Genomic DNA, 11,450 nt, shown 5'->3' on the forward strand with positions numbered 1-11,450 from the left:
ACAATAACGTAATTTCTTCATTGCGACCGTTCGCTTTTAGCGTTCCCGCAGGGTAGGGAAGCATAAGTCCTTCGGACACGCTTCGCGAACGCAAAGCCTTATTTTTTCGTTGTAAGTGCGTAAATCCTAAGTAAGTTAACTATCTCCAATACACTGTTGCCCCATGACTTCTGATTTTCCCCTGATTAGCGTTATTATTCCAGTCTATAACCGCGATCGCTACATAGCAGAGGCGATCGAAAGTGTCTTAGCTCAAACCTATCCAGCGATTGAACTGATTGTGGTTGATGATGGATCGAGCGATCGCAGTGCAGAAATTGCCAAAAGATACCCAATCATCTATCACTACCAGTCCAATAGGAGAATAGGATCTGCTAGAAATGCAGGAATTGCGCTCTCAAACGGTGAATTTCTTGCCTTTCTCGACTCTGACGATATTTGGGTTGCGGACAAGCTATCAAAACAGATAGCAGCCTTTGAAGCCGATCCAAACCTAGAGGCTGTATTTGGCTATGCTCAACAGTTTTATAGCCCAGAGTTGGATAAAACCTTTCGACAAAGGATTCGATGTCCAGAAGAAGCGATCGCTGCTCATCTTTCCACTTCCATGCTGATTAAGCGAGACTCCTTCCTGCGGATTGGTTTGTTCGATGTCAAATTAAAAGCGACTATCGATATTAGTTGGTATATCTCAGCGATCGAACATCAGCTTCGACAAGTTACGCTTCCTGACGTAGTTTATCGCAGGCGACTGCATGAAACTAACAATGGCTCGATTGAGCGTCAACATGCGAATGAACGTCTACACCTGTTAAAAGCTAAACTAGATCGGCAACGAGCAAACCACCCTAAGTCGATTTAGGAGTCGTAAAATGCTCAGTCTTTCTCAATGTCGTCCTACTCCCAATCATAAAGTTGTTTTATTGACGGGTGCTGCTGGAGCGATCAGGACATCCTTGCGGCATCAACTCGGCAACGACTATCATTTTCGCTTGACAGCAAAGGTAAGGCAGTTGGTGGACGATTATTGAGCGTCGCCTGAAGTAGGATTACATCTGGAGCGGTAGAACCAAAAGTCAATGTTTGGGGCAATGGGAACCTTTTTAAGAGTAGGGTGGTTAGGGTGGGGATTGCTGAAATGTCTGGAACAATACTTGCGCTTCCATAAAATTGGGAGCAGCATTTATGACCTGACAAAGAGCAGTCTTGACAGTCGAAAAATCTTCAACTTGCAAGGCTGACTGGGCAAGATACCAATAGACACGCCAATGCTCAATTCCTAGTTCGATCGCTGCGACAAATTCCTCTAAGGCTGTGGAATGTTTCCCCTGCTTTTGTAATACCAAGCCTGACCATAATCTTAAATACCCATCATTTGGATAGGAATTACGATAGTTGATTATTCCGCCTTCGCCTCCTGAAAGTAATGCTGATGCATTGGCAATTTTTGCATCTGCCTCTAATAGTACTTCTCTCTCAACGGCAGTCATACTGATATTAAATTGGGGTGCAGAATCACCTAACGTCTGAACAAAAAGCGAAGCTGATGTGGGATGTTGAGTAACAGTCGCCGAGTCTTTCCAAGTTCGTTGACGCTTCGGGGATTTCATCATGCGATCGTAAACCTGATGCAGTTGCCAGACAGCTTTTTTGCTATCAAAAACTTGACGAGCATAATTCGCGGCATTCTGCCCTAACTTCAGCCTGACATCAGGATGATAGTAAAGGTACTCAATGGCTTGTTGATACTCTGCTTCGCTGTTCACCACTAAGCCTGTTTGCTCATGTTTCACTAAATCTTTGACCCCTCCATAGGGAAAAACGACAGGAGGAACCCCGGCAAACATCGCTTCTTGTAAACTTTTTTCAGAGGTAGCATAGGTATCCGCACACAATGGATAACCAAAAATATCTAGGGTTTCTAACACAGGCTTGATATTTTCAACATAGCCACGAAAATCAAATTTTTCAGCAGCCCCTAAATCTATAGCCTGTTGTTGTAATGTCGCTTGGATGCCACCACCGCAAACAATAAATCTGATATCTGGGATGGTGATAGCAGCACTTATCGGAATATAGCGCGGATGCATTTTGGCAAAGTTAACGGTGCCAATATACCCGACATTAAAATTCTCATGGGAGCGCGGTTGCAGGTTTGTTAATCTCTCCCAATCCGCAGGGCTATAAACTACGCTAGTTTTTTGACTCTTCAGAGTCTCCGATAATACTTGAAATATGGGCAGTTCTAGAGTACAAGGACTGCTCGCTAGGGCAAAATCTGAGTATTCTACTAATACTGGCGTAATAATTTGAGGAGGCTTGTCACCCATCACTTGAAACCACATTAATAGACGCATTGCAGGTAGCTTGGCTCGAAGAAAATCATACATTTCTGGATTATTCCAAAAATACACTTGCACGATATCAGCCTGTTCAATTTCGTGCAGCAGGGTTTGTTGATCGGGTTTTCTGAAGACAGTTATATCTGCTTGTTTAGCTAAGATGAGTGCGAAAGGATTTACTTTAGGTTGTAGCGTAATCACGCGATGTTGTTGCAGAATGCTCTGTTGAGCAGCATATTTGGCAGCGGCAATCAGGGAACGAGTGGGACCAGCACTAGAAAGGGTGTCAATAATATGTAGGATTTTGAGCATCTACTGAACTCTCGTCAATTGACGCTGACGCTCAAGAGATTGTTTAATCACTTTCAATAACTCTTCTTTATTGGTTTTCACATTTTTAGAAAGATTGTAGTCATGCACACGTTTGTAAAGTAGAACTTGGGGTAAAAAAACCGCCTTGATATTGTAGTCTTTTGTCCGCGTAAACCAGTCAACGTCGCACCCAATGGCAAAACTAGGGTTAAATTTACCTATTTGATCAAATAGAGACTTACGGACAACCAATGTGCCAGGAGTACGACCGACCTGCTCTTCGTCAAATTGTTGTTGCCTAAATCCACTGCGTAACTCACATCCTGGTTCTAAAAATAACTTGACATTAGCATAACTATATTGAATGTCTGGAGAGTTGATAAAATGATTTATTTGAACCTCCAATTTATCCAAAGTCCAATAATCGTCATGATCGAGAAAAGCGATTAATTCTCCTCTTGCATTGTCAATACCAGTATTCCTGGCATTGGCTAAACCTTTGCCCTGTTGGTGAAGATATCTAACATTTTTATAGGACTTGGCAATCTGAGCAGTACTGTCAGTTGAGTCACCATTTACAACCAATATTTCATCAGGTGGATAGGTTTGATTAATCACGCTCTCAATGGCTTTTGATAGATAACGTTCTCCATTTTTAACGACAATAATTACACTAATTATTATTTTTCGCATAGTTTTTTTCATAACAAGATTGCCGTGGAAAATCGATCAGTTCAGTGAATCTGTCGAGATTTACGGGCAATGGATGCTTTGAGAATTCTGAGCAATTGAGAGGATGAAGTCGATACTGACTTCCAAGATATATTAGAACCATGCAATCGTCGCATCACCATAACTTCAGGAAGCATTTCGATCTCTACTTGACTATCTCTGGCTCGGTAGATCCACTCTGTATCTTCACTGGAGCCAAATTTTGGAGAAAAAACACCAATTTTGTCAAATACAGCTTTGCGAATGACTAAGGTGCTAGGGATTAAGCCTGGTTGTTCCCCCAGCCATTGTTCAGGTCTGAACCCTGATGGAATTTCAACCCCTGCCTCTAAAAACTGGTAGATATTGGTTGCTAAAATCCCAATCTGAGGATGCTGATGCAGATAGTTAACTTGGAGACTGAGTTTATTGGGTTGCCACACATCGTCAGCATCCAATAGTGCAATCAGATTGCCCTCAGCCAAGGAAATCCCAACATTGCGGGCAATAGCTGCTCCTTGATTTGACTGATAGAAATAACGAATAGATGGGTAAGTTTGGGCAATTTTGGCACTTTCATCTGTTGAACCATCATCCACGACGATGACTTCGATTGGGCGATAGGTTTGAGCGAAAACGCTATCAAATGTTTCTTTTAAATACTTTTCGCAATTATAGACAGGAATAATAACACTCACTAAAGGTAGATTTTTCATGATTGAGTAATTATAAGAATTTTTATTAACCGTTTAATATAGCAAATTTTATTCCGATTAAATTTTAATTCGGCAAGCCTTGATATTAATACAATTATCTAATTTAACCAATATCTAATATCAAAATATTTTCGATAAACCAGGAATTATTTAATTACTTTTTACTGGTGAATCGGAATGAGAATTGGATATTTTTTCTAAAAGCCTGCGCTTGATTAGATGTTGAACACCTGCTGGAAAAAATTGATTGTGGGCTGAATCTGAGATGTAATGAATTAAGGCTGTTCCTCTCATGATTGGACTATTACTAAATTGGTGAAGATCACCTAGTAGTTGATCTAATGAGCGAGATGACCAACGCTTCAAAGATTGCCGATGCATTTCTCGTCCCAATAACAGCGCATATATAGTTTGCTCCATCACCCACCAGCATAATGTTTGGTTGATATCTTCTGAGTTAATATCTACACTGTCATCGAAATAGCCAACGCTCTCTAAGATCGACTCTTTGGGAATATGCACCAACTTTTGCATTGCTGCTTCTATAAATTCCAGATCGAGAAATTTTGATTTTTGATAGCCGACAATACCTGAATTAACGTTATCGGCAGGATATAGTCCTAACTTATCTTCCATAAATTTTTGATTGCGAACATAGGCTCCAGGACACCCACCATCGACATAGAATGGCAACCTCTTTTTGACACAGTTTATAATGTCTTTTGATTGCTTGAACCAGAGAATATCAGAATCCATAATCAACACATATTTGGCTTGGGAAAGAAGTAAAGGATGAAATAGTTTTTTGGCGATCGCATGGTGTCCCAGAAAGAACTGACACATAGGATATCCCGTTAGAGCCTCTCGGATCTTGTCATCATTATGAGTGTTGACAATACATTCTGGAAAATGATCGTAATAGCGAGCGATTGATTCAGATGTTAGAGTGCCATCATCCTGAATTACCAATCTTGCAGATAGCCCTGAATAGTGGAAAAAAGATTTTAGTGACCAAAAACTGCGGAGAAAATCCTTTTCACAAACCAACATATGTAATTCTAGATTGCACTGCTTCGGTATTGCGAAAGGTCGCGTTTCAAAAATATCTTCATAGAGAGATGGGATTGGCTCGATTTGAGATAGTTTGGCAGAAAATCTCTCGAAAATGAAACTATCTCGAATAGGTCTCAGCAAACTTTTAACGAATTTATGCATAGAAATTTATTCTTTCTAGAGTTGAGAAAGTAACTGCAAAATCACATTTGGAATTTGAGCCACATCAGTACCAAGTTCTAGCGCATAGCAGGGAACCTGTTTAACTAAACTAGACATCATCCCAAATGCTGTTTGCCCACTACCCGACAGTTGAAAAATTGTGCTTGGTGCTAAGGCTCTGAGAGCCACACCTGCGGTAGTTAGACGCAAGTTGGTATCTATTTTCCCAGTCACTTGCGGAATTAACACAGCTTTAATCGGAAATCCGCGTGCAATCTTTTCAGGATAATGCTGATGTAGAAACAGCATGGCTTTTTCTAGCTCTAAACGGTCTACATTATTGACCATTGGCGCTAAGGAAGGAAATCGCTCCAAATCTGCTTGACCCTTAAGTTTTGCGGTGTTGTACAGACTGTAAACATAGGGTTTAGGATCGGTGGAAATCAAACAATAATCATCACTGGCATACATCAGAGGACTATCGATGCAAGCCAGTGCCGTAGATGATTTTCCTGATCCACCTTTTCCTGCTAGCAAAACTCCGCCATCGGGCATACCTACCGCTCCTGCATGAACATATTGATGATGCCGATCGCTTGTCCACCAATTCAAAATAGTTTGGAGTGGTGAACCCTTTTCCCAGTAGGGAATCTCTTGGGCATCCTCGATCCAGTAACAGGCAAGATTTTGCTGTCGATCCAACGCACTCAGAATATTTGGCCCAATATGAAAATTTGTGCGAATGCGATCGCCATCATAGACCTTAATTTCTTTGCGAGGGCCGAGATAATCATTCCAATGCAGCCGAATCAGTTCCATCAGGCTGCCAATCAGGAGCGGTAATCGTGTTCCAGTTGAGGCATTATCCCAGAGACAAATGGTTAGATCGGGATTTGCCGTTGGCTGTGTCGCCAAGTGAGACAAAGCTGGCGCGATCTGAGGAATCAGCCCTCCCCCTGCAAAGCGCAGACACAGGGTATAGCTCCCGATCGCATAACAATGCTCGACTACACCTGCAACCTCTGCTGCCCTGAGAAAACCTTCATAAACAAGATGAAAGTAGGTAAGGCGATCGCCTTCTGCTATCGATAAATTGGGTTTGCACTGTGAAGAGAAGTCTAGATTCGGTTGCATTCACTCACCTATTCAAGTGCTGATTTTTTTGGTTTTAAAAGATTTTTCAAAAGTTGCCTGCCTGGAAAAGGGTGGTTTCTCAGATGGAGCAGTTGGGTTTCTAGATGACCGAGCAATCGAATGGATTGAGCGACTGTCGATCGCCACAAAGATCGCCGATCGCCAGCTAATACCTGATAGTTCAGCCACTCCGCTTCAGCGATCGGCATTTGAAAGATTGCAGGCAACACCCAACTGGGTGCTGAGAAATGTAACACCTGCTGCAAAAGAATCAGCATATTTCGCACTGGCAAAATCATTTGATATCGCTGTGCTTGGGTGATAAGCCTCATCCAGTCTAAATCGCTACCTGCATTTATGATCGATATCATCGCATCGGCTATGCCATAAATCTGACGCGATCTACTTTTAAAAAATGTCCGAGCGCATCCATCCAAAAACTGATCGGTCGGACTGAGCCGCCAACCAGCGCGATCGCGGAAATCAGTCGTGGCATAATGCCAAACTTGTTCATCTGTATGATCTTGAGGAATTGCCCAAAAGAGATGACTCTGTAAATAAAGTGAGTATTGCTGATGATTATGCAAGTAGATCAATGTTTTGTTTACAGGATTGGCAGTCTGCCAGTTTAGCCCTGATAACTGATCAATTGCACCATCTAACTGGTCAGATCGAATCAAAAGATGGAAGTTATCAATCGGACGAGAATTTTCGGCTTGGCAAGGATATAGGGCTGCTTGACCAAGCACAATCGCCTCTATCCCGCCATCTTTTAAATGGGATAACAGATTTTTTAGGTGTTTGAGACGCAATTGATTGGCATACCAATTGCGGCGGTAAATTCCCTTAAGCCGTGCCATATGAGGATGTTCGACCCCATGAGCCAATAAATTTTGGTACAGTTGTGGCAAAAGTACATTGGACTCAGCGTCTAAGACTTCGATATCAACTGAGGATTGCCATTGCTCCCAGGCCGTGAGTGCGGCTTTTTCTTTTAGGAGTGACGCTTGTAGCAAAAGCTCTTGTGCTGGAGTTAGCCGATAGCTACCAAAGTGGGGAAAGCGATCGCTCATCGTCAGTTATGTTGTTTTTGCGTTGGGCCATCCAGCTTCCACATCCACTTCATGAATGGGATCGAGCAGCAGCAAATCTTCCATGTCAGTGAACTTCTCCAAGATGGGTTTCTCAAAGCGTGGCCTCTCAGTTGTTTGAGCAGTTTTTGCAGTGCTGTTATTGATGTCTACTGACTTGGTGTCTGAGTCTGTGATAATCAGCTCTTCCTGCTGCAAATTTGCCAAAAACTCATCCATTCCAGCAGTGATTTCCTCAACACTACCATCATATATTTGTGTCATTTCTTGAATCAAGCTGTAACGGTCAATCTGACGCTCGATTCTACTCCAAACCTCTGCTCCAGTTTTCAACAAGCTATAGTAATAACCTTTGTCTAAGTTGACAATGACAACTTCTCCATCGATCGTCTCACAAACAATCTGAGTACTATTGACTCGAAGTACTTGGCTCTTTTCCATAGTTTCACTGAAATAAAACGACGTGGTTGTATCTGCTCTGCTAGCATATTCCCATTCAACTTCGATCGGCAACCATTCGTGAAAGTTTAAAGTTTTATACCATTTGTTAATAAGCAATAGTACTTAAAATATTGCAGTCGAGAATGACTTGGCATTATCCAACGACTTAACAAAAAGTCTTGCAATTTATCCGAACTGGGGGCTACTCTCTGTGTTTACGTTTTGCTGGATCAGGACTGATTTCCTTCCTTAGCACCAATGGTCAATAATGTAGAGCGTCAAAGGGCTAAAAAATCCATTTAATCGGGATAAACCTTGGGAAATGTATTGGTTGCACAACAGCGTTCGCTAAAGCAATTGCTGCTAGATAAATCGGTTCGCATATATTTACAAATCATGAAACTAAAATTAATCCATTATTATCGCTGGCTCGTTCGCCTGAATCCGAGATCGGCTGATTCTCACTATCAGCTAGGGAAATTGTTGGTAGAGCAAAAGAGAGCGTCATTACGAATTACGAATTACCATTAACTTCGTTGCCAAATTTTAATAGTCTTATCCAAACTCCCGCTCACCAACATCTCGCCGGAAGCTGTGAAAGCTAATGCTGTGACTATATGAGTATGACCTGTAAACGTACCCAGCAATTCCCCGGTTTGTAAATGCCACAATTTGATAGTTTTATCAGCACTAGCGCTAGCGATAATTTGTCCATCGGGACTTAAAGCGATCGCATATACTCTATCTCTATGTCCTTTAAGAGTATGAAGTAATTCCCCAGTCTCCAATTGCCAAATTTTAATCGTTTGATCCCAGCTACCACTCACCAGCATACCATCTGCACTAATCGCCAAGGAACAAATGATGTGAGAATGACCCATGAGGGTATGCAGTGGTTGTGCATCCTTTAAACTTTTGATCCCCGTCTGATGTGAGGTACGCCAAACTTTGATTTTGCGGTAGCTACCTGTCACCAGAGTTTCCCCGTCTCGGCTCAAAACTAGGGAATGAGCAGCTGTATCATCTAAAGAGAGTGCGATCGCTACCTGACGTTGCATCAAATCCCAAAACAGAATTTTTCTGTCATCTCCGCCAGTCGCTAACATTCTGCCGTCTGGAGTGAAGGCAGCGCACCGCACTACCCCATTATGTTTGTGCAAAATATCTATCAAGTCTAGTGCGCCTACGTGCCAAAGCTTTATTGTGGAATCTGCACCGCAACTCACTAAAGTCTGTCCATCTGAACTAAAAGCTAGGGAATTCACTTCATCTACCAGCCCAGATATCACCCAAGGATACTCTGACAATGTATCTATTAATTCACCCTTGCTTAAATCCCAGAGTTTCGTCTCTCCACGACTACCACTTGCCAATATGGGTAAAGCTTTGCCATTCCCACACGCGGAACTGAAAGCTAGGCAATTAATCCCTCTGTTGTGCCCTTTCAAAGTCTGCCAACATTCCCAGTCACCTACTATGCTCTTAAGGTAATGCTCTGATGGTAAAGTCTGTATTGTCTCTGCGATCGCTATCTCATTTATTAATGGCGACGCGTCTTTTTTACCAATAAGTGATTCTAAATACCAACTCACCCCCCCCGCATACAACAATTTACTTGGAGTGAGATACAGTTTTGGTTCACTAAGTTCAATTTGATTTGTAGGTAAAAAGCCTGTAATTATGCTCTGTTTTTCGTATCCTAACTTACCTGCATATGGATAAAACAAACACAGAAAAATTAATACTTGGTGATTTGTTAAATCTTCTTGAGTAACCGACCACCTAATTTTGTCTTTCTTAATACCATTAAAACTTTCTCCATCAGCAACATAAACTTGAACACTTATCTGAGGATGATCTTTAAGTACATAAGGAAATTTACTTTCGCCACCCAAATTTCCCTCATCATCTAAAATCATGTTTTCCAAGGTATCTTGTGGCACCTTTTTTACCAACTTCCCCAAACGTTCAGTAATCACCCGGTCAACGATTTGCTCCCGGAAAAGGTAATCTTCCGCTTGTCGCTGGAAGTATTTGGGAAAAGGTATCGTCCAGTCGGGAGGCTCAGGATATTCAGGCGGCGTCGGCGGCGGATTTTTGGCGAGAATTTCTGCTTGTTGGCGAGAAAGCTCTTGGAGTTTTGCCAAAGGCTCGCCCCAAAATCCCATAATTTCAGTGTGACAACCTTTGACTTGACTTTCCAGCAAAGATAAGTCATAAGTCTTAGGTTTTTTCACACGTTGAAGGAAGTCAGTTTGTTGAGCTTTGAGTAAGCTAATCCAATCCATCTGCATTCCTGCGGCAAACTATTGCATACCTACGGTAAGCTATACCAATGCAATTACTCAAGTTTATAACCTTAGTTAATTAAAAATTCCGTAATGTTAGCAGTCTAATAAAACACAACCATTGGCATATATTTGCGGGAAAGATATAGATGGATAGCACTTAGACATTTCATTAACTGATGCAGCTAAAGTATAGAGAATTAAATCATGTCATTCAATTCTAACGGACATGGAGAACCAGATACTGTTTCTAGGGAAACAGTTCTAGCTGCAAAGGAAAGTTTAATTTTATAAGGATTTCAAATGTTGCGGCAACGTTAAGTCAATAAGTACCTGAGTAGTGGGCGTGAATAATTAAAGGTTTGTCGTCAGCCCTAAAGTCATTGGTACAAGAGAATTTAAGGAATTTTACATTGCGTAGCATAGCTTGATTTATTCTTGCCCACTTACTTACACAAAAATAATCTTCTGTCGTTGATTCTAAGGGAGATCATCTGAAATTCGCATAAATGGTAAAGATTAGCTAATTTTTATCTTTGCGTTTTGGTTGTCTGTGTGTAGTACTTCCATCAGAGGAGTCGCCAAAATTATCCCTTGCTTCGATCTGTTTAATTTTCATTTGCAAGTTCACGTCATCACTGCTAACAATTGTTTCTAAATTTGCTAGTCTTTGCTCTAACAGTTCTATTTGTTGCTGTTGCAAATAGTTAGTTTTTGATTTCCGCTCATCAGAACGCCAAACAGCAACTGTACCAACAGCTGCGCCACCAATCGCAACTAAAGGAAGAATAGCACCGCTTCTGGTAATCGCTGACAGTGGGACGCAAACTCCGAGAATGGCTACTGTAATTACCCAAATTCTCGTGGTGGCAGATAATCTGACATCTTGATATTGTTCTAGATTTGTTTGAGATTTTTTAGCCATAAGTTAATCCATTGAAAAGTTATTTGCTAGATTGGCACAATTGTTTACCGAATACTTCCTACAACTAGGTTAAGTATAATTATTGTAGTATTAATTTTTAATTACCAATAGGTAAAATGCTAATCAGGGAAATGATTTTCCTGACTCCTATACAGACGCGATTAATCGCCTCTTTACTACTGACTTCTACTTCTAGTTAGTTACTTTGTTATTTTAAATCATTAGACATCTCCGAAAAAGAATGTAGAGACGCGAAATTTCGCGTCTCTACAAGG

Annotated in this window: 11 protein-coding genes; 2 read left to right on the plus strand and 9 right to left on the minus strand. The window is 41.4% G+C overall.

Going from position 1 to position 11,450, the window contains the following annotated elements:
* Positions 1-163 precede the first annotated feature (163 nt).
* Positions 164-862, plus strand: a complete 699-nt coding sequence (locus tag PUQ00_RS24185) for a glycosyltransferase family A protein (RefSeq protein ID WP_300421601.1) — start codon at positions 164-166, stop codon at positions 860-862.
* A gap of 10 nt (positions 863-872) precedes the next feature.
* The gene (locus PUQ00_RS24190; protein WP_300421603.1) at positions 873-1,031 is read left to right on the plus strand and encodes a hypothetical protein; all 159 of its coding nucleotides are present in this window, start codon (positions 873-875) and stop codon (positions 1,029-1,031) included.
* A gap of 87 nt (positions 1,032-1,118) precedes the next feature.
* On the opposite strand, the gene PUQ00_RS24195 is transcribed toward PUQ00_RS24190, so the two are convergent.
* The 9 genes from PUQ00_RS24195 to PUQ00_RS24235 form a co-directional block, all read right to left on the minus strand.
* Complete coding sequence (locus tag PUQ00_RS24195; protein WP_300421605.1) at positions 1,119-2,654, minus strand: glycosyltransferase family 4 protein; 1,536 nt, start codon at positions 2,652-2,654, stop codon at positions 1,119-1,121.
* A complete protein-coding gene (locus PUQ00_RS24200; protein ID WP_300421607.1) occupies positions 2,655-3,359 on the minus strand; it encodes a glycosyltransferase family A protein in 705 nt (234 codons plus the stop codon). It lies immediately after the preceding gene.
* A gap of 29 nt (positions 3,360-3,388) precedes the next feature.
* On the minus strand, positions 3,389-4,081 hold the full coding sequence (locus PUQ00_RS24205; RefSeq protein ID WP_300421609.1) for a glycosyltransferase family A protein: 693 nt from the start codon (positions 4,079-4,081) through the stop codon (positions 3,389-3,391).
* Between the two features lie 150 nt (positions 4,082-4,231).
* The gene (locus PUQ00_RS24210; RefSeq protein ID WP_300421610.1) at positions 4,232-5,296 is read right to left on the minus strand and encodes a hypothetical protein; all 1,065 of its coding nucleotides are present in this window, start codon (positions 5,294-5,296) and stop codon (positions 4,232-4,234) included.
* A 15-nt stretch (positions 5,297-5,311) separates the two neighbouring features.
* Positions 5,312-6,430 carry a serine kinase gene (locus PUQ00_RS24215; protein WP_300421611.1) on the minus strand — a complete coding sequence of 373 codons (1,119 nt, stop codon included), beginning with the start codon at positions 6,428-6,430 and terminating at the stop codon, positions 5,312-5,314.
* A gap of 8 nt (positions 6,431-6,438) precedes the next feature.
* The gene (locus PUQ00_RS24220) at positions 6,439-7,503 is read right to left on the minus strand and encodes a nucleotidyltransferase family protein (protein WP_300421613.1); all 1,065 of its coding nucleotides are present in this window, start codon (positions 7,501-7,503) and stop codon (positions 6,439-6,441) included.
* A 6-nt stretch (positions 7,504-7,509) separates the two neighbouring features.
* Positions 7,510-8,079, minus strand: coding sequence for a PqqD family protein (locus tag PUQ00_RS24225; RefSeq protein WP_300421614.1), 570 nt, complete (start codon positions 8,077-8,079; stop codon positions 7,510-7,512).
* A gap of 410 nt (positions 8,080-8,489) precedes the next feature.
* The gene (locus tag PUQ00_RS24230) at positions 8,490-10,250 is read right to left on the minus strand and encodes a WD40 repeat domain-containing protein (RefSeq protein WP_300421616.1); all 1,761 of its coding nucleotides are present in this window, start codon (positions 10,248-10,250) and stop codon (positions 8,490-8,492) included.
* Positions 10,251-10,773: 523 nt separating this feature from the next.
* Positions 10,774-11,175, minus strand: a complete 402-nt coding sequence (locus PUQ00_RS24235; protein ID WP_300421618.1) for a hypothetical protein — start codon at positions 11,173-11,175, stop codon at positions 10,774-10,776.
* Positions 11,176-11,450: the final 275 nt, after the last annotated feature.

Origin of the sequence: Nostoc sp. S13 (assembly GCF_029379315.1) — a bacterium.
Classification (GTDB): domain Bacteria; phylum Cyanobacteriota; class Cyanobacteriia; order Cyanobacteriales; family Nostocaceae; genus Nostoc.

Excerpts from the sequence above, each read along its gene's own strand:
- PUQ00_RS24190 (WP_300421603.1), top strand. The coding sequence starts at position 873 with ATGCTCAGTCTTTCTCAATGTCGTCCTACTCCCAATCATAAAGTTGTT.
- PUQ00_RS24205 (WP_300421609.1), bottom strand. The coding sequence starts at position 4,081 with ATGAAAAATCTACCTTTAGTGAGTGTTATTATTCCTGTCTATAATTGC.
- PUQ00_RS24235 (WP_300421618.1), bottom strand. The coding sequence starts at position 11,175 with ATGGCTAAAAAATCTCAAACAAATCTAGAACAATATCAAGATGTCAGA.
- PUQ00_RS24200 (WP_300421607.1), bottom strand. The coding sequence starts at position 3,359 with ATGAAAAAAACTATGCGAAAAATAATAATTAGTGTAATTATTGTCGTT.
- PUQ00_RS24220 (WP_300421613.1), bottom strand. The coding sequence starts at position 7,503 with ATGAGCGATCGCTTTCCCCACTTTGGTAGCTATCGGCTAACTCCAGCA.
- PUQ00_RS24195 (WP_300421605.1), bottom strand. The coding sequence starts at position 2,654 with ATGCTCAAAATCCTACATATTATTGACACCCTTTCTAGTGCTGGTCCC.
- PUQ00_RS24215 (WP_300421611.1), bottom strand. The coding sequence starts at position 6,430 with ATGCAACCGAATCTAGACTTCTCTTCACAGTGCAAACCCAATTTATCG.
- PUQ00_RS24230 (WP_300421616.1), bottom strand. The coding sequence starts at position 10,250 with ATGGATTGGATTAGCTTACTCAAAGCTCAACAAACTGACTTCCTTCAA.
- PUQ00_RS24185 (WP_300421601.1), top strand. The coding sequence starts at position 164 with ATGACTTCTGATTTTCCCCTGATTAGCGTTATTATTCCAGTCTATAAC.
- PUQ00_RS24210 (WP_300421610.1), bottom strand. The coding sequence starts at position 5,296 with ATGCATAAATTCGTTAAAAGTTTGCTGAGACCTATTCGAGATAGTTTC.